This window comes from Pseudomonas sp. NFACC24-1 (genome assembly GCF_900115235.1).
Taxonomy (GTDB): domain Bacteria; phylum Pseudomonadota; class Gammaproteobacteria; order Pseudomonadales; family Pseudomonadaceae; genus Aquipseudomonas; species Aquipseudomonas fluorescens_AA.
Genome location: NZ_FOVS01000038.1, coordinates 17,387 through 33,803, shown reverse-complemented (window position 1 = coordinate 33,803; position 16,417 = coordinate 17,387). Strand labels below are relative to the sequence as shown.

Genomic DNA, 16,417 nt, shown 5'->3' with positions numbered 1-16,417 from the left:
TGCGCAGCCCAACGGGGTTAAATCCCCTCGCCACAATTAAGTGCTGTCCTTGAATGAGAGGGGCGAATACCGCCCCGGTTTTGGGGCTTTGGTCATACCTTCAGCAAAGTCCTACAGCGGACCGCGCCGAATCCTCTTCGACCTGTCGGGAATTCCCTACACCCCTGGTGAAGTGTCTGCGCGGGGCTGCCTTGAAAGGCCCGAGGGCTTTCCTCTACCGTAACTGCTTGTCTCTTCTGTTACGGAATCGCCATGTCTTTGGCCAGCTCACGCTTCTCGTTTCTCATGGCTTCCATCGCCGCCGCCCTGGCTTTGGGCATCAGCACTTATCTGGAGTATTCGGCCGGCCTGACGCCTTGCAGTCTGTGTGTCTTGCAGCGGTTGTGCCTGATGCTGTTCCTGGCGAACAGCCTCGTAGCGTGTGTACACGGGCCAGGCCAACGAGGCAGTCTCTTCTATGGCGCCGCAGGATTGGTTTTTGCGACCGGGGGCATGACCCTGGCGTGGCGTCAGGTCCTGATGCAAAGCCATTCCTTCGAGTCGTTATCCGATTGTGCCGCACAGCTCAACCCGACGAGGTCGTGGTGGTGCGCGTTGCATCGTGTCCTCGACGGCGCCGTCGACTGTGCGAATATCACGTGGACGTTGTTCGACCTGAGCATCCCCGAATGGAGCCTGTTGTTTTTTCTCGCGGTGTCCAGCGCCATGACCTACCTGCTGCTGCGCCTTGCCTGGAGTGCTCTGGTACGACCGCTCAGCGGCGAGACGTCGCAGTTGGCCCGGGCCCTGGATTAAACACTTGTATGAACTTTATCTCCTGCGTACCTTGAAGCCATTGTCGTGCGGGCATAATCTGGCCCGCACGTGTTATTGGAATTGTGCCGCTCGATCATGTTGTGTCTGGCTTGTCCCTGGTCATCAGGCGTGCACAGGCTGCGAAGGGGCATGACTCACAAGGGAAGAAATCACCATGCTCGAAAGTTGTCAGAATGCTCAGGAACGCTGGGGTGGGGTGCATCTGCTGATCGATCGTTGGCTGCAGGAGCGTCATGAACTGGTTCGGGCCTACGATGATCTCGGTGCCAAGCCTGAAGCCCTGAGCGAAAGCCGCAAACCCTTGCAGGATTTCTGCGGTGTGCTGGTCGACTATGTGTCTGCCGGTCATTTCGAGATATACGAACAACTGACGGGCGAGGCGAAGGCCTTCAACGACAAGCGCGGCCTTGAACTGGCCGAGACGATCTACCCGCGCATCGATGTCATCACCGAGAAGCTGCTGGCGTTCAACGACCTGTGCGATGAAGGCAAGTGCGTAGCGGAAAAATTCAAGGAACTGGGTGGCTTGCTGCACGAGCGTTTCGAATTGGAAGACTGCCTGATCGAAGTGCTGCACAACGCTCACAAAGAAGAAGCTGCGGTCCAGGCCTGAGGGTTCGCGGTCATGAAAAAACGGTGCGCATTGCGCACCGTTTTTTGTTGGGCCTGCGTCAGGTCGTCGCGCCCAGCAACTCGATTTCAAACACCAATGGTGTGTACGGTGGGATCACATCCCCGGCCCCTTCAGCGCCATAAGCCAGGGACGACGGAATCACCAGCCGCCATTTCGCGCCGACCGGCATTTGCGGCAACGCACTGCGCCAACCGTCGATCACACTGTCAAGATTGAACCACTGTGCCTGGCGGTTTGAATCGAATACGGTGCCGTCTGGCAATCGACCGGTATACAGCACCTGGACCTTGCCGTGAGGGCCGGCCTTCGTGCCATGGCCCGGCTTGATTTCGGTCAGCAGAATGCCGTCAGCCAGTTGCTGGACCCCGGGCCGGTTTTTTTCTTCAGTGAGAAATTTCTGCTCGGTTTTCAACGCGGCGTCGGCCTGCGGCGATGTCGATGGCGCGTTCAGTTGCGCCTGGTGCTCGGCCAGGATCTGTTCGATGCGTTCATCTTTCAGGGCCAGCGGTTTGCCCAGGTAGGCCTGTTGCAAACCTTCGACCAAGGCTTTGATCTGCAAGTCCGGCACGTCCTGGCGCAGGCGTTCGCCGAGGCTGGCGCCCAGGCTATAAGCCAGATCGTGGGCATCGTTTGCGCTGGTTTTTTCAACGGCCTGGACCGTGGCGCAAGCCATGCACAGGAATAAAAACAGGTGACGCGACATGTGTGCTCTCCGGCCTCGAATCGAGGAATTATGCCAGTGTCGATATCTGTAGAGGTGGATTGCCAAGGCACTGGCGCAGAAGATTTTTCGTCCCTTGCAACGCAACGTCTTGTGTACTGTCAACATGCCCTAGCGGCGGTTGCAGCAGAGGTCTAGTATGAGCCGCACTCACGTCAGTCAGGAGGTAAACCATGTCGGCCACCAAGAAGCCTGTAAACACTCCGTTGCACTTGCTCCAACAACTCTCGGGCAGCTTGCTCGAACATCTGGAAAACGCCTGCTCCCAAGCCCTGGCTGATGCCGAAAAACTGCTCGCCAAACTGGAAAAGCAACGCGGCAAAGCGCAGGAAAAACTGCACAAGTCGCGTACCAAATTGCAAGACGCAGCCACCGCTGGCAAGGCCAAGGCACAAGCCAAGGCCAAAGATGTCGTGAAAGAGCTCGAAGACCTGCTCGATGCCCTGAAGGATCGTCAGTCCGAAACCCGCGCCTACATTTTGCAACTCAAGCGTGATGCCCAGGAAAGCCTGAAACTGGCCCAGGGTGTCGGTCGTGTGCAAGAAGCTGCGGGCAAGGCGCTGTCGCTTCGTGCGGCCAAGCCTGCCGCTGTATCGGCCAAGAAGCCGGCGGCTAAACCCGCCGTGGTAAAAGCACCGGTCAAAGCCGCAGCCAAACCTGCCGCCAAGGCACCGGCCAAGGCGGCCAGCAAGCCGGCTGCCAAACCCGTCGCGGCCAGCGCTGCAAAACCTGCGGCAAAAAAACCAGTCGTCAAGGCTGCTGCTGCCAAGCCAGCCGCAAAAACGGCGGCCGCTAAACCTGCCGCTGCCAAGCCCGCTGTAAAAGCCGCTGCTAAACCTGCAGCAAAAGTTGTGGCCAAGCCTGCCGCTAAAACCGCCGCCGCAAAACCTGCCGCGACGAAAGCCGCTGCCGCTAAGCCGGCTGCCAAAACGGCGGTAAAATCCACTGCCAAACCTGCTGCCGCCAAACCTGCTGCCAAACCTGCGGCAACCAAAACGGCCGCGGCCAAGCCTGTTGCGAAAACGGCTGCCAAGCCCGTCGCTGCCAAAGCGCCTGCCAAAGTGGCGGCTAAACCCGCTGCCAAACCAGCCGCTGCGAAGCCTGCTGCCGCGAAGCCTGCTGCCGCGAAGCCAACGGCTGCCAAGCCTGCTACGGCCAAGCCCGCTGCCGCCAAGCCCGCCGCTAAACCAGCCGTGAAGAAGCCAGCCGCTGCAAAACCTGCGACTGCGCCGGCCGCCAAGCCAGCGACACCGACTCCGGCCCCGACCGCGACACCTGCGCCTACCGCCAGCACTCCGGCCTCGGCCACCAGCCCAGCCGCCGTTGCGCCGACCACCAGCAGTACCCCAACCAGCGCTTCCTAAGTGCCGGACACCGCGACGCGCAGCTGATGCAGCGCGTCGCGGTTCGCTGGGTCGGCACTCGTCACCAGCCCTTGCAGCCATAGCGCTGAATCATTCGGTTGTTCCTCAGGCCAATTCCCGGTCGCCGCCTGCAATCGTTCCAGCAATCGTCGTTCGGCTTCCAATTCCAGTCGCTTGACCTGTTCGCGCAGGCTATCGAGTGCCGTGTCTTGCCGGGCACCGGTCTTCCATTGACTGCGAAGCGCGCGCAAGGGCCTCACCACCTCTGCCTCCCAAGGCTCGGTCAATTGTCGAAGCTGTTGCAGCCGTTGTTCATTGCAGGCCACGCCGCGTCGTTCCAGCCACAGCCCGCAAAGCAACAGGCAGACATTGATGCCGGCGCTCTGTAGCGTGAGGCACGCAGGCTCTACGCCAGGCTTGGCATAAAGGTCGAGGGAAAAACTCCACAGGTCAGGGGACATCGTGCTACTCGCGCCAGTTGCGAGCGAAGCTGGTAGACTCCGCCGCCATTATGATCCGACTTCAGAACCTGACTTTACAGCGTGGCCCGCAACGTCTGCTAGAAGACGCCGAGCTGACCCTGCACGCCGGCCACAAAGCCGGCCTCATCGGTGCCAACGGCGCCGGCAAATCGAGCCTGTTCGCCTTGCTGCGAGGCGAGCTGCACCCGGACTCGGGCGATTGCCTGCTGCCGGCCGACTGGCGTATCGCTCACATGCGCCAGGAGGTCGACACCCTCGATCGCCTGGCGGTGGACTACGTGCTCGATGGCGACCTGCGCCTGCGCCAGGTGCAGCGTGACCTGGCGGCAGCCGAAGCGGCCCACGACGGTGCCGCACAGGCCCGCCTGCACGCGGAACTCGACAGTGCCGACGGCTATACCGCCGATGCCCGCGCGCGCAAGTTGCTCGCTGGCCTGGGTTTTACCAATGAACAGATGGACCGCCAGGTCGGGGACTTCTCCGGTGGCTGGCGGATGCGCCTGAACCTGGCGCAGGCCCTGATGTACCCTTCGGATCTGCTGCTGCTCGATGAACCGACCAACCACTTGGACCTCGACGCCATCATCTGGCTCGAAGACTGGCTCAAGAGTTACCCGGGCACGCTGCTGCTGATTTCCCACGATCGCGATTTCCTCGACGCGGTGGTGGATCACGTCGCCCATGTCGACCAGCGCAAGCTCACCTTGTACCGCGGCGGCTACAGCGCCTTCGAGCGCGCCCGTGCCGAACGCCTGGCCCAGCAACAGCAGGCCTACGAGAAGCAACAGGCGCAACGTGCGCACATGGAAAGCTACATCGCCCGCTTCAAGGCCCAGGCCACCAAGGCCCGCCAGGCCCAGAGCCGGATCAAGGCGCTGGAGCGGATGGAAGAGCTGTCGGCGGCCCACGTCGATTCACCGTTCGATTTTGTCTTCCGCGAATCGACCAAGATTTCCAGCCCGTTGATCGACCTGTCCGACGCGCGCCTGGGGTATGGCGACAAGACCGTGCTGGAGAAGGTCAAGCTGCAACTGACCCCGGGGGCGCGGATCGGTCTGCTGGGCCCCAACGGTGCCGGTAAGTCGACCCTGATCAAGAACCTCTCGGGCGAACTCCAGCCATTGGCTGGCCGCTTGACCCGAGGCGAGAACACCGTCGTTGGCTATTTCGCCCAGCACCAGCTCGACTCCCTGGACTCCAAGGCCAGCCCGCTGCTGCACCTGCAACGCCTGGCGCCAAGCGAGCGGGAGCAAACCCTGCGCGACTTCCTCGGTGGGTTCGATTTTCGCGGGGCGCGCATCGACGAGCCGGTGTTGAATTTCTCCGGTGGCGAAAAGGCGCGCCTGGCGCTGGCGTTGATCGCCTGGGGCCGGCCGAACCTGTTGCTGCTCGACGAACCGACCAACCACCTGGACCTGGAAATGCGCCTGGCCCTGACCATGGCCTTGCAGGAATTCAGTGGCGCGGTACTGGTGGTGTCCCACGATCGGCATTTGCTCAAGAGCACCACGGATAATTTCTTCCTGGTGGCCGACGGCAAGGTCGAGGAGTTCGACGGTGACCTGGAAGACTATGCCCGTTGGCTGGTGGAGTACCGCCAGCGCAACGCGCCGGTCAGCAGCACGCCGGTCAACCCGGACAAGACCGACAAAAAGGCCCAGCGCCAGGCCGCCGCCGCATTGCGCCAGCAACTGGCGCCGCACAAGCGCGAGGCCGACAAGCTCGAAGCCGAGCTGGGCAAGCTGCATGAAAAACTGCAGAAAATCGAAACCAGCCTGGGCGACAGTGGTCTCTACGAGGCGGCGCGCAAGGATGAGTTGCGTGACCTGCTGGCCGAGCAGGCCAGGCTGAAGGTTCGGGAAGCGGAGCTCGAGGAGGCGTGGATGCAAGCGCTGGAACTGCTGGAAAACCTGCAAGCGGAGCTGGAGGCCTTGTCCTGATGGAAGCGTTGGCGTTGCCTGTCCCTGTCATGTGGATCGAGCCGATCTGGCTCGGTGTGCAAATCCTGTTGATCCTGGTGGCCGGTTATGTCTCGCAGCGCTTCGTCGCGCGTGCGCTCACGGGCCTGGGTGAGCGTTACCCGCTCCCACCCCAACTGGTGATTATCCTGCGGGGCGTGCTGCGCTGGCTGATCATGGGGACTGCGGTGCTGGTGGTGCTCGAACGCCTGGGCGTCTCGGCCACGGTGCTGTGGACGGCTCTGTCGGGTTTTGTCGCGGTGGCAGCGGTGGCGTTCTTCGCCATCTGGAGCGTGCTGTCCAACCTGTTCTGCGCCGTGTTGATCTACACCGTCGGACCGTTTCGCCTGGGCGATGTGGTCGAGTTGGTGGATACCACCGACAAGCCCGGCATCAAAGGGCGCGTGGTGGCGATCAATCTGCTGTACACCACGCTGATCGAACCCGAGGAACTCGGCACCGGCAGCGCCATGGTGCAAGTGCCCAACAGCCTGTTCTTCCAGCGTTCGGTACGGCGCTGGCGTGGCAGCGAAGCGTTTCCGGTGGGTGGGTTCGTCGAATAACCTGGCCTCGCCGATTGGCTTTTTTTTGCAAAAAAGCGATGGTCAATCCTGCGGCGGCGCATTAGCTTAGTCGTTTTCGACGAATCCGAGCCGAGGTGTGCAATGGTGTTGGAAACATGGCTGGCGTTTTTCGCCGCCTGTTGGGTGATCAGTCTTTCCCCGGGCGCCGGCGCCATTGCATCGATGTCCAGTGGCTTGCGCTACGGTTTTTGGCGCGGTTACTGGAATGCCCTGGGCCTGCAATTGGGCCTGGCGCTGCAAATCGTGATCGTCGCCGCCGGTGTTGGCGCGATCCTCACGGCGTCGGCCACCGCGTTCTATGCGATCAAGTGGTTCGGCGTGGCCTATCTGGTCTACCTGGGGGTCAAACAGTGGCGAGCCATCCCCGGTGACATGACTGATGACGCGGCCCCGCGGCCCATCGGCAAGCCCCTGGCACTGGTGTTTCGCGGCTTTCTGGTCAACGTCAGCAACCCCAAGGCGTTGGTATTCATGCTGGCGGTGTTGCCGCAGTTCATCAATCCCCACGCACCGTTGATCCCGCAATACCTGATCCTGGGCGTCACAATGATCGTCGTCGATCTCATCGTCATGGCCGGGTACACCGGGTTGGCGTCCAAGGTCCTGCGCCTGTTGCGCACACCGAAGCAGCAACGGCGGATGAACCGCGCCTTCGCGGGTATGTTCATTGGCGCGGCGGGTTTGCTCGCGACGATTCGCAAGGCTGCGGTGTAAAGCAAAACCTGTGGCGAGGGGATTTATCCCCGCTGGGGTGCGAAGCAGCCCCAAGAACTCTGCGAGCGCTACGCACTCGAGCGGGGATAAATCCCCTCGCCACAGAAGCAGCTGAAGAGCTACCCGACGGTGTGGCTCAGCGCAGGATCACCGGCGCGGTATCCCGGGGCAGGTTGTTGCGCTGCATCGGCTCGCCGGGCTGTTGGTTGCTCTGGCCGCCGAGTTGTTCACTCAGCTGCCGCGCCACGTCTTCACCCAGGGCCTTGGACACTTCGCGCACCACCCGTGGACGGTTGAGGCTGATGCGCACGTCCCGGTGGTTCAACATTTTGGTGTCCTGGCCTTCGCCCATGGCCGTAAAGGCCGAGGTGATTTCGTAGGTCTTGGTGTTGATCAGGCTGAAGTCCGCCACCAGGGTCAGCGCCAGCACGGCCGAGTAGCTGTCGGTGTTGGCCAGTTCGTTGATGTCGCGGGTGAAGTCGATGTCCGACACCGTGCCGAACAGCACGTAGTCGGCACCCTTGAAGTTCCCGGCCTTGATGCGCTTGATGACGTCATAGACGTCGCCATTGGACGCCGCCGTGTGAGGCGTGCCCTGGGTCAGCTGGAACATCCCGCTGCGCAGGATCTCGCCCTTGATGTCACCCGTGAACTTGCGCAGTTCGCCCTGCTCGATGTAGCTGCTGGTGGCTTCCATCTCGTCGTAGCTCGAGGAAGCGCTGGCACTGTAGGGGTTCGCCTGGAAGTTGCTCTGCGCTGAAACGGTGTGGATGTATTCCTCCACCCGCTCCTGGTACGCCAGGTCGGTCACCGCGACTTTTGGGGCTGCCTGCGTGCTGAATGCGCAGGCCAGGGCCATGATGCCTATCCATGTGCGCATGGCTTAGCGCTCCGTGGTCTTGCGGATTTCTTTTTCGTCCATCCACTCGGCCAGACCGCTCTCGACGTCGATCAATTGCAGGCTGAATTTGTAGAAGACGTCCTTGTAGTCGCTGCTGCGCTTGACGATCGAGCTGATGGAGCCCTCGAGGCGGTACTTGGCCGCGATCATGTTGCCGGTCTTGGCCACGGTGCTTTTCTTGTACAGGCCGCTCTGGTTCTGCAGCTTGAGCTGGTCGACCTGGCTGTCCATGGCGGTGTTGTCGCTGGCGAAACGGGCGGCGCCGGTCTTCATCAGCTGGGTCTTGATGCTGGTGGTGATTTCGCGGGTATCGATGTATTCGCTGGTCTTGTTCTTCACGTCATAGACCTGGACCACCGGGCGACCCTGCAGGATGCCGGACTGGGCCAGGGAGCGGGTCATGGACTCGGCGATCATTTGCAGGTCGGTGGAACCGAACTCGTTGGTCACGGTTTCCACGGCCTTGGTGTCGCCGTAGCTGATGTTCTTGTTGCCCAGGACCGGCGAGTTGTTGGCACAGCCGCTGACCAGCAGGGCGGCGAGGGCGAGGGATGAAATGCGTACGAACATGTGGGTGCTCTCAAATTGCTGCATAAAGGGTTTTTGTGGCAAGGGGATTTATCCCCGTTGGGCTGCGTAGCAGCCCCAAAAAACTGAATGAAATCTACCTGACATACCGAGTCCGTCGGTTTGAGGGCTGCTGCGCAGCCCAGCGGGGATAAATCCCCTCGCCACAGGTCTGGTGTTGGCTTGACCGACCGGGATCAGGCTCAAGGGGTACTGATTTCCAAACGGAAATCCACGGCCTTGGGTGTCGGGGCGATGGCCGGCAGGAAGCTGGTCTGTTCGCCGTACAGCGTCAGGCTTTTCCAGGTTTCTTCCTCGGCGATCGGAAAACCTTCCGGCCCCAACCAGGCAAAGCGGTAGTACATCGTCTTGTTGTTGTAGCTGGTGTTGCTCAACTGGACATTGACGGTCATGTAGCCGTTTTCCCGGGCCACGCGCATGGCGCCGACCACGATGTTCTTGGTCTTGCCCATCGCCACGACCTTGCTGGCGGCGCTGCCCGGCTCCGGAGGCGGCGGGGTGGCGCAACCGGCCAGCAAGGCCAGGGCGCCGACGGCGATCATTTTTAAACGCATGTGAACAAGACTCCGTTCTTAAGGTTGCTTGAGGGCAATGGCGGTCGGGTTGGCGCTCGGCATCACCTGGGCCGCGAGGCCGCCGGCGAACACCTGGTTACCCACGGCGCGAAGGCTGATGACCTGGTAGCGCTGGTCGACGGTGACCTTGACCACCGAGCCGCCCACGGCACTTGGCAAGGTGACCTGGTGCTCGCCTTTCTTCAGGCGCAGGCGCACCACCTGGGTGTAGTCGGGCAGGGTGCGCCAGGTCCGGGTGTCGGCCCCTTCGAATACCGCCGAGGTGAGGCCGACGGCCAGGCCGGCCAGGGGATTGGTTTCGTTGATCTGCTTTTGCGCCACACCACGGGTGACGGCGCGCACGGTGGTGCGCAGGATGATGCCCGGCATGTCGTCGCGCAGGGCCCGACGGGACATGGCGGTGGTGCTGTTGAGTTGGGTCAGGTCCAGCTGACGGCCGTCGACACCGATCTGGCCGAAGGTGGCCGTGGAGGTGTCAGGCTTGATCAGGGGGAACGACAACGGCGTGATGACCAGGTTGCCGCTGATTGGCAAAGGCAAGGGAATGCGGATCGAGTCCCGGGACGGTGCCAGGCCACTCTGCACCACGATCAGGATGTCGCTGTCGTCGCTCTTGGCGGCGGGCTTGTCGAGGTCACGCAGGGCCTGCTCCAGCAACGGTGTGTTGGGGCGCAGTTCGGCGGCCTTGCGATAACCCGGTGCGGCCAGGTCCTTTTCACCCAGGGCTTCGTAGACAAAACCGGCCAGGTAATGGCTGAACGCGCTCTGGTAACTGTTCTTGAGGTTGACCACTTCCGGGGCGTCGAGGCTGGCCACCGGGTAACCCTGGAGGTCCTTGTACTCGGTCTTGACCCCTTGTTTCTCGGCTTCTTCCTCGCGCTTGAGGTATTCCTTGTCCCGCAGGTCGGCGATCACCGCTTCGCGTTCGTGGGTCTTCTTGATCTGGGTCCGCGCGCCGTCGAAGTCATTCACCGCCAGCAGGTTCAGGGCCATCTGGGTGGTCAGCATGACCTTTTCGTAGTCGTAGCCTTCGTAGCGGCGGACTTTATCGTTGACCAGGAAACTGCCGAACTGGGCCAGGTACTTGGCCGTGTCGAGCTTGACCGCATCTTCCCACTGGGCCACTTGTTGGTCGGCGCTGCTCCAGGCGGTCTGGCTGCCGGACAAGTCGCCCTTGGCACGCAGCAGCTCACCTTTCTCGAAGTAATACAGCAGGTCCTTGTCTTGGCTGGAGTTGTTCTTTTCCAGCAGGGTCAACGCGCCGTCGACATTGCCGGACGCCAACTGCTGGTTGGTCTGGGCCAATTCGCTGTCATAGTTGCGAAAGGCCGAGCAGCCGGACAACAAGGTGATCGCGCCGAGGACGACCGAAAGAGCGGCACGGGATGCCATGAACATTTTCTTCCCTGATAGCAGCCGGGTGTGCGGGTCGGGCTGGAGCGATCCCACGGACAAGCGTCGGGACGCTGTCGGTTCCTCATAAAAAGAGGAGCTTTTATGCCATCTAACAATAAGAAGGCGGCGGGATTATAGACATGGTGCTTGGCTATGTAATGGCTTTTCAGTTCCTAAGTGCCATTTTTGTGACATCACCTCCAAAGCATTAAAATCCGATGAAAATCGGCTTCCAAGCCACATCCGCCCTTGAGCCGAAGCCATTGGAAGTGAACAATGTGTTACTTCTTATTACCAACTGAGAGTCATTCATGACTGCGCCGTTCCGTTTCCTGGCCTGGCTTGTTCTGCCATTGCTAGCTTTGTGCAGCACTGCGCTGCAGGCCGACACCCTCGAGAGTGCCCCCCAGGCGCTGCATTTGTTGGATTACATCGGAGCGGATTACCCGGCGACGGTCGAGGCGGGCAAGGTCATCGACGAGGCGGAGTACCGCGAGCAGCTGGAATTTACCCAGGCGCTGGAAGGGTTGGTCGCCGGGTTGCCGGCCAAGCCGGAAAGGACTGAGCTGGTCGAGGGCATCGGCACCTTGCGCACGGCGATCACCCAGCGCCAGGACGGCGGCGATGTTGCGCGCCTGGCGCGGCAACTGGGGGCCAAGCTGGCGGTAGCGTATGAAGTCAGCCAGGCACCGGTCATCACGCCCGACCCCACCCGCGGCGCGCCGCTGTATGCGCAGAATTGCTCGGTGTGCCACGGCGCCAACGGTGTCGGCGACGGTCCTGCCGGTGTTGGCCTGGAACCGCCGCCCGCCAACTTGCGCGACGCCCAGCGCCTGGATCGCCTGAGTCTCTACGCGATCTACAACACCCTCGGCATGGGCATCGAAGGCACCGACATGCCGGCCTTCGCCGATCAGCTCGACGACCGTCAGCGCTGGGACCTGGCAACCTACATCGCCAGCTTCAGCGCCGACCCGGCAGCGGCCAAAGGCGAACAGGTCTTCAATCTCGCTGACCTGGCGCGCCAGACCCCGGCCGAAGTGCTCGCGGCGCAAGGCCCCGCAGCGGCGGCGACATTCCGTGCCCAGCGCGCCCAGCCGCCGCAGGTACAACGTGGCCCGGCGCAGTTGCTCGACTACACGGCCGCCACCCTGGACAAAAGTATCGCCGCGTATCGCGCCGGTGACCACGACCAAGCCTATGACCTGTCGGTAGCGGCTTACCTGGAAGGTTTCGAGCTGGTGGAAAGCTCGCTGGACAACGTCGATGCCAATGTGCGCAAGGACACCGAAAAGGCCCTGATGGCCTACCGTCAGTCGTTGCAGGACGGTTTGCCGGTGGAGCAGGCCGTACAGCGCCTGGACGTGGCCAAGGCCAAGCTGAAGGAGTCCGCCGGCCTGCTGGGTGGCGATGGCTTGAGCTGGTCGCTGAGCTACATCTCCGGGTTGCTGATCCTGCTGCGTGAAGGGTTGGAAGCGATCCTGGTGCTGGCGGCGATCCTGGCGTTCCTGCGCAATACCGGCCAGCAGTCGGCGGTGCGCAGCGTCAACGTCGGTTGGGGCCTGGCGCTGCTGGCCGGCCTGGCGACCTGGGGGCTGGCGGCGTATGTGATCGACGTCAGCGGCGCCCAGCGCGAGCTGCTCGAGGGCGCGACGGCGTTGTTCGCCAGTGTGATGGTGTTGTGGCTGGGGGTCTGGATGCACGACCGTCGTCACGCGGCGGCTTGGCAGGATTACATCAAGAGCAGCCTGGTGGGCGGCGGTGGTCGGTTTGGTTTTGCGATCCTGGCGTTCTTCTCGGTCTATCGTGAACTGTTCGAAGTGATCCTGTTCTACGAAACCCTGTGGTTGCAAGCGGGTCCTGCCGGGCATGACGCAGTGCTGGCCGGCGGCGCGACGGCGCTGGTGCTGCTGGTGGGGCTGGCCTGGGTGATCCTGCGCGGCTCGGCGAAACTGCCGCTGGCGCTGTTCTTCAGCATCAACGCCGCGTTGCTGTGCGCACTGTCGGTAGTGTTTGCCGGCCATGGCGTGAAGGCGTTGCAGGAAGCCGGGATCTTCGGCACCCACCCGGTGGCGTTCTTCGACTTCGACTGGCTGGGCATTCATGCCGATGCCTATTCGCTGGCCGCGCAAGTGGTGGCGATCCTGGCGATCGTAGTGCTGTATGGGCGCAGTTGGGTAGCGGAGAAGCGTCGGGTCCAGGTTTCCTGACAGCATTCGCTGCGCTCATGATCGCGAGCAAGCTCGCTCCCACAGGATGTAGGCTGTCCTTGTGGGAGCGAGCTTGCTCGCGATGCATTTGAAAAGAGGAACAGCCCCAATGCGCATATGGATCGACGCCGATGCCTGCCTCAAGGCGGCGAAGGAGCTGGTGGTCAAGTTCGCCCTGAAGCGCCGGTTCGAGGTGGTGCTGGTGGCCGGTCAACCGCAGATCAAGCCGGCCCTGGCCTGTGTGAAATTGATCGTGGTGCCCAGCGGCCCCGACGCGGCGGACGACTACTTGGTGGAACACGCCGTGCCGGGCGAGCTGGTGATCTGCAGCGACGTGCCCCTGGCTGATCGGTTGGTGAAGAAGGGCGTCGCGGCCCTGGACCCGCGAGGCAAGGAGTTCGATGCGCAAAACATGGGTGAGCGGCTGGCGGTGCGAAACCTGTTCACCGATTTGCGCGAGCAGGGCCATATGGGCGGTGGCCCGGCCGCGTACAGCGAGCGAGACAAGCAGGGGTTTGCCAATGCTTTGGACCGGATACTGACGCGCTTGGCCCGAGCCTCTTAAATCTTGCCTGGACCCCTTGTGGGAGCGGGCTTGCTCGCGAAGGCGGTGTGTCAGCCGACAGAGATGCCAACTGAACCGACGCCTTCGCGAGCAAGCCCGCTCCCACAAGGATGGCGCTGGTGTCAGGCGTCATTCTCGTGCGTCAGCTCCAGCACCCGGTCCACCAGTTTGTTGATGCCTGAAGCCGCTTCGCTGATGTTCTGCGCCAGCATGTAGGCCGGGGTGCTGACCAGTTTGCGCGCGCGGTCTTCGACGATGTCGGTGACCGCGCAGTCTTCGTGAGTGCCGCCCATTTTGCCCACGGCTGCCGCCGTGTCCGGGTCGTTGCCGATGGTGCACGTCACCCCCGGGCCATAGATTTTGGCCGCCAGGGCCGGGGAGATGCAGATCAGCCCGACCGGTTTGCCCGCCTCGGCAAAGGCTTTGGTCAAGGCCAGGACCTCTGGCTGGACGGTGCAGCCGGCGCCTTCGACGGCAAAGTTGGAGAGGTTTTTCGCCGAGCCAAAACCACCGGGTACGATCAAGGCGTCGAAATCCTCGACCCTGGCTTCACGCAAATCCTTCACGTTGCCCCGGGCGATTCGCGCCGACTCCACCAACACGTTGCGGCTCTCGGGCATTTCCTCGCCGGTCAGGTGATTGATCACATGCAACTGGGCAATGTTGGGGGCGAAGCACTGGACCTGCGCCCCGCGCTGGTCGAGACGCAGCAAGGTGATCACGCTTTCGTGGATCTCGGCGCCGTCATACACGCCACAGCCGGAAAGGATCACTGCAATTTTTTTGCTCATGGGCTTTTCTCCAGATTCATGGCGTTAAATGTCTACTAATTTGTCACTCGTTGCCATAGGGGGATCGGGCAGCTACACCTAATCTGCCGACTATCTCCTTGCCTTGCGTGCCCGGGTTGCGTCATGAACTTCATCCTGTATGCCGTGCCGTTCTTCTTCGTGCTGATCGCCGTCGAGTTGCTGGCCGATCGCTGGCGGGGTGTGAGCCACTACCGCGTGGCGGACGCGATCAACAGCTTGAGCACCGGCGTGCTGTCGACCACCACGGGCCTGTTGACCAAGGGCGTGGGGCTGCTGACCTACGCCTTTGCGCTGAAACACCTGGCCGTCATCGAACTGCCTGCCGACCGGGCCTGGACCTGGGTGTTCGCCTTCGTGCTCTACGACCTCTGTTACTACTGGCTGCATCGCATGGGCCATGAGCGCAACATCCTCTGGGCCGCCCATTCGGTTCACCACCAAAGCGAGGACTACAACCTGTCCACCGCGTTGCGCCAGACCAGCACCGGGTTCCTGTTGAGCTGGATCTTCTACGTCCCGCTTGCCGTACTGGGCGTGCCGCTGGTGGTCTTCGTCAGCGTCGCGGCGTTGAATCTGCTGTACCAGTTCTGGGTCCACACCCAGCACATCCCCAAGCTCGGCTGGCTGGAGTGGTGTTTCGTGACGCCGTCCAATCATCGTGCCCACCATGCACAGAACCCTCTCTACATGGATCGCAACTACGGCGGGGTGTTCATTATTTGGGACCGTCTATTTGGCACCTTCCAAGAAGAAGACGATAACGAGCCGGTGATTTTTGGCGTGACCACGCCGCTGGCGAGTTGGAATCCGTTGTGGGCCAACCTGCAGTTCTATGCACAGCTGTGGGCCGATGCGCGACGGACCGGGCGCTGGTGGGACAAGCTGCGGATCTGGTTCATGCCCACTGGTTGGCGTCCGGCGGACGTCGCGGCCCAGTACCCGTTGAGCAAGCCCGACCTGAGCCAGTTCCGCAAATTCACCGTGCCGCTGGACCCGCGCCAGCAGTGGTACGTGGGGCTGCAGTTCTGCGTCTACATTGCCTTGGGCAGTTATTTGATGAACCTTGAAAGCAGCCTGCCGGTCGCCGCCCTGGTGCTGGGGTGGGGCGCGGTGGCGTTCGGTCTGTTCGTGTTGGGCGTGGCCCTGGAGAATCGCCCGTGGGCACTGAAACTGGAGCTGTTGCGGCTGGCCTCGAACCTGCCGCTGGTGTGGCTGGCGCCCTTGGCCGGGTTGTGGCCGGCCAGCGCTGTGGCCTGGGTCGGGCTGCTCAGCTACAGCCTGCTCAGTGGCATCGGGCTGTATTGCTGCCGCAGCCGCTTTACTCGGTTGGCGTCGTAGGTGCGTCGGACCCGGCTTGTTCCAGGCGTTCGGCTTCGAGGACTTTCCTGGCCAGCCGCGCATTCTTGATGCGTCGGCGCAACCACAGGACCAGGCCCAGCACCAGCAGCGCGCCGAGTACCCACAGCTCATATTTCTTGATGCTGCCCAACATGCCTTCCAGCACGGCGCCGAAGTGATACGCGGCAGCGGCCAGGGCCGTGGCCCAGATCGCCGCGCCGATGCCGTTGAGCAGCAGGTAGCGGCCCGGCGGGTAGCCTGACAGGCCGATCGCCACCGGCATCACCGTGCGCAGGCCATAGACGAAGCGGAAGCTCAGCACCCAGATGTCTGGATGCCGGCGGATGTGCTCCAGCGCGCGATCCCCCATCAACTGCCAACGCGGCTTGCGCGCCAGGAGCTTGCGGCCGTGCTTGCGTCCCAGGAAATACCACAGCTGATCGCCCGCGTAGCTGCCGCAGAAAGCCACGACCACTACCAGGTTGATGTCCATATAGCCACGGAACGCCAGGAAACCTGCGAGCACGAGGATGGTTTCGCCTTCGAAGAACGTGCCGATAAACAAGGCCAAGTAGCCGAAGTCATGCAGAAATTGTTGGAGCATTGTCTGGGTGCTGGCGAAATGAACGCGCAGCCTAACCCTTCAGGCACATTCAGGAAAGTATCGAAATGTGTCTCGACGTGAACAATTCCTACAGAAGACAATGACTGCGACTACCGGTCGCGCCTTAGCACAACTGTCACACGTTCGTCATAATGT

17 protein-coding genes are annotated in these 16,417 nt (G+C 62.0%); 9 read left to right on the top strand and 8 right to left on the bottom strand.

All coding sequences use genetic code 11. The annotated features are described in order from the left end of the window. Positions 1–252: 252 nt before the first annotated feature. Together BM317_RS25740 and BM317_RS25735 are read left to right on the top strand one after the other, a co-directional pair. Positions 253–795, top strand: coding sequence for a disulfide bond formation protein B (locus BM317_RS25740; RefSeq protein ID WP_092174809.1), 543 nt, complete (start codon positions 253–255; stop codon positions 793–795). Between the two features lie 175 nt (positions 796–970). Continuing rightward, positions 971–1,429: an Rsd/AlgQ family anti-sigma factor gene (locus BM317_RS25735; protein WP_060740104.1), complete on the top strand. Its 459-nt coding sequence runs from the start codon at positions 971–973 to the stop codon at positions 1,427–1,429. Between the two features lie 58 nt (positions 1,430–1,487). Here BM317_RS25735 and BM317_RS25730 read toward each other — a convergent pair whose 3' ends face one another. Further along, positions 1,488–2,153, bottom strand: a complete 666-nt coding sequence (locus BM317_RS25730; protein WP_092174800.1) for an FKBP-type peptidyl-prolyl cis-trans isomerase — start codon at positions 2,151–2,153, stop codon at positions 1,488–1,490. 191 nt (positions 2,154–2,344) lie between these two features. Between BM317_RS25730 and BM317_RS25725 the strand changes: the two genes are divergently transcribed. Continuing rightward, positions 2,345–3,535: an AlgP family protein gene (locus BM317_RS25725; RefSeq protein ID WP_092476783.1), complete on the top strand. Its 1,191-nt coding sequence runs from the start codon at positions 2,345–2,347 to the stop codon at positions 3,533–3,535. Here the strand turns inward: BM317_RS25725 and BM317_RS25720 are convergent. After that, on the bottom strand, positions 3,532–3,996 hold the full coding sequence (locus tag BM317_RS25720) for a TIGR02444 family protein (RefSeq protein WP_092174791.1): 465 nt from the start codon (positions 3,994–3,996) through the stop codon (positions 3,532–3,534). The genes BM317_RS25725 and BM317_RS25720 overlap by 4 nt on opposite strands. Positions 3,997–4,046: 50 nt before the next feature. Between BM317_RS25720 and BM317_RS25715 the strand changes: the two genes are divergently transcribed. The 3 genes from BM317_RS25715 to rhtB all read left to right on the top strand — a co-directional run bounded on the left by BM317_RS25715 (position 4,047) and on the right by rhtB (position 7,273). After that, positions 4,047–5,957, top strand: coding sequence for an ATP-binding cassette domain-containing protein (locus tag BM317_RS25715; RefSeq protein ID WP_092476781.1), 1,911 nt, complete (start codon positions 4,047–4,049; stop codon positions 5,955–5,957). Further along, on the top strand, positions 5,957–6,538 hold the full coding sequence (locus tag BM317_RS25710; RefSeq protein ID WP_060740109.1) for a mechanosensitive ion channel family protein: 582 nt from the start codon (positions 5,957–5,959) through the stop codon (positions 6,536–6,538). Before BM317_RS25715 ends, BM317_RS25710 begins: the two co-directional genes overlap by 1 nt. A 102-nt stretch (positions 6,539–6,640) precedes the next feature. Continuing rightward, a complete protein-coding gene (gene rhtB, locus BM317_RS25705; RefSeq protein ID WP_060740110.1) occupies positions 6,641–7,273 on the top strand; it encodes a homoserine/homoserine lactone efflux protein in 633 nt (210 codons plus the stop codon). Positions 7,274–7,409: 136 nt separating this feature from the next. Here rhtB and BM317_RS25700 read toward each other — a convergent pair whose 3' ends face one another. From BM317_RS25700 to BM317_RS25685, 4 genes are all read right to left on the bottom strand, one after another. After that, positions 7,410–8,153 carry a penicillin-binding protein activator LpoB gene (locus BM317_RS25700; protein WP_092476779.1) on the bottom strand — a complete coding sequence of 248 codons (744 nt, stop codon included), beginning with the start codon at positions 8,151–8,153 and terminating at the stop codon, positions 7,410–7,412. A gap of 3 nt (positions 8,154–8,156) precedes the next feature. After that, positions 8,157–8,744 carry a penicillin-binding protein activator LpoB gene (lpoB, locus tag BM317_RS25695; RefSeq protein ID WP_003177333.1) on the bottom strand — a complete coding sequence of 196 codons (588 nt, stop codon included), beginning with the start codon at positions 8,742–8,744 and terminating at the stop codon, positions 8,157–8,159. 200 nt (positions 8,745–8,944) lie between these two features. Then, the gene (locus BM317_RS25690) at positions 8,945–9,316 is read right to left on the bottom strand and encodes a YcfL family putative periplasmic lipoprotein (RefSeq protein ID WP_092476777.1); all 372 of its coding nucleotides are present in this window, start codon (positions 9,314–9,316) and stop codon (positions 8,945–8,947) included. Between the two features lie 18 nt (positions 9,317–9,334). Then, a complete protein-coding gene (locus BM317_RS25685; protein WP_092476800.1) occupies positions 9,335–10,729 on the bottom strand; it encodes a COG3014 family protein in 1,395 nt (464 codons plus the stop codon). 314 nt (positions 10,730–11,043) lie between these two features. Between BM317_RS25685 and BM317_RS25680 the strand changes: the two genes are divergently transcribed. Together BM317_RS25680 and BM317_RS25675 are read left to right on the top strand one after the other, a co-directional pair. After that, positions 11,044–12,942 (top strand): cytochrome c/FTR1 family iron permease, encoded by a 1,899-nt coding sequence (locus tag BM317_RS25680; RefSeq protein WP_092476775.1) that lies wholly within the window; start codon positions 11,044–11,046, stop codon positions 12,940–12,942. Between the two features lie 109 nt (positions 12,943–13,051). Next, positions 13,052–13,507: a YaiI/YqxD family protein gene (locus tag BM317_RS25675; protein WP_092476773.1), complete on the top strand. Its 456-nt coding sequence runs from the start codon at positions 13,052–13,054 to the stop codon at positions 13,505–13,507. Positions 13,508–13,629: 122 nt separating this feature from the next. Here BM317_RS25675 and elbB read toward each other — a convergent pair whose 3' ends face one another. After that, positions 13,630–14,298, bottom strand: coding sequence for an isoprenoid biosynthesis glyoxalase ElbB (gene elbB, locus BM317_RS25670; protein WP_092476771.1), 669 nt, complete (start codon positions 14,296–14,298; stop codon positions 13,630–13,632). Between the two features lie 123 nt (positions 14,299–14,421). Between elbB and BM317_RS25665 the strand changes: the two genes are divergently transcribed. Further along, on the top strand, positions 14,422–15,657 hold the full coding sequence (locus BM317_RS25665; protein WP_092476769.1) for a sterol desaturase family protein: 1,236 nt from the start codon (positions 14,422–14,424) through the stop codon (positions 15,655–15,657). Here the strand turns inward: BM317_RS25665 and BM317_RS25660 are convergent. Then, on the bottom strand, positions 15,638–16,261 hold the full coding sequence (locus tag BM317_RS25660) for a DedA family protein (RefSeq protein ID WP_092476767.1): 624 nt from the start codon (positions 16,259–16,261) through the stop codon (positions 15,638–15,640). The genes BM317_RS25665 and BM317_RS25660 overlap by 20 nt on opposite strands. Positions 16,262–16,417: the final 156 nt, after the last annotated feature.

What these genes read in the sequence shown, in the direction of transcription:
- BM317_RS25740 (WP_092174809.1), top strand. Translation starts at nt 253, where the DNA reads ATGTCTTTGGCCAGCTCACGCTTCTCGTTTCTCATGGCTTCCATCGCC.
- BM317_RS25735 (WP_060740104.1), top strand. Translation starts at nt 971, where the DNA reads ATGCTCGAAAGTTGTCAGAATGCTCAGGAACGCTGGGGTGGGGTGCAT.
- BM317_RS25730 (WP_092174800.1), bottom strand. Translation starts at nt 2,153, where the DNA reads ATGTCGCGTCACCTGTTTTTATTCCTGTGCATGGCTTGCGCCACGGTC.
- BM317_RS25725 (WP_092476783.1), top strand. Translation starts at nt 2,345, where the DNA reads ATGTCGGCCACCAAGAAGCCTGTAAACACTCCGTTGCACTTGCTCCAA.
- BM317_RS25720 (WP_092174791.1), bottom strand. Translation starts at nt 3,996, where the DNA reads ATGTCCCCTGACCTGTGGAGTTTTTCCCTCGACCTTTATGCCAAGCCT.
- BM317_RS25715 (WP_092476781.1), top strand. Translation starts at nt 4,047, where the DNA reads ATGATCCGACTTCAGAACCTGACTTTACAGCGTGGCCCGCAACGTCTG.
- BM317_RS25710 (WP_060740109.1), top strand. Translation starts at nt 5,957, where the DNA reads ATGGAAGCGTTGGCGTTGCCTGTCCCTGTCATGTGGATCGAGCCGATC.
- rhtB (WP_060740110.1), top strand. Translation starts at nt 6,641, where the DNA reads ATGGTGTTGGAAACATGGCTGGCGTTTTTCGCCGCCTGTTGGGTGATC.
- BM317_RS25700 (WP_092476779.1), bottom strand. Translation starts at nt 8,153, where the DNA reads ATGCGCACATGGATAGGCATCATGGCCCTGGCCTGCGCATTCAGCACG.
- lpoB (WP_003177333.1), bottom strand. Translation starts at nt 8,744, where the DNA reads ATGTTCGTACGCATTTCATCCCTCGCCCTCGCCGCCCTGCTGGTCAGC.
- BM317_RS25690 (WP_092476777.1), bottom strand. Translation starts at nt 9,316, where the DNA reads ATGCGTTTAAAAATGATCGCCGTCGGCGCCCTGGCCTTGCTGGCCGGT.
- BM317_RS25685 (WP_092476800.1), bottom strand. Translation starts at nt 10,729, where the DNA reads ATGGCATCCCGTGCCGCTCTTTCGGTCGTCCTCGGCGCGATCACCTTG.
- BM317_RS25680 (WP_092476775.1), top strand. Translation starts at nt 11,044, where the DNA reads ATGACTGCGCCGTTCCGTTTCCTGGCCTGGCTTGTTCTGCCATTGCTA.
- BM317_RS25675 (WP_092476773.1), top strand. Translation starts at nt 13,052, where the DNA reads ATGCGCATATGGATCGACGCCGATGCCTGCCTCAAGGCGGCGAAGGAG.
- elbB (WP_092476771.1), bottom strand. Translation starts at nt 14,298, where the DNA reads ATGAGCAAAAAAATTGCAGTGATCCTTTCCGGCTGTGGCGTGTATGAC.
- BM317_RS25665 (WP_092476769.1), top strand. Translation starts at nt 14,422, where the DNA reads ATGAACTTCATCCTGTATGCCGTGCCGTTCTTCTTCGTGCTGATCGCC.
- BM317_RS25660 (WP_092476767.1), bottom strand. Translation starts at nt 16,261, where the DNA reads ATGCTCCAACAATTTCTGCATGACTTCGGCTACTTGGCCTTGTTTATC.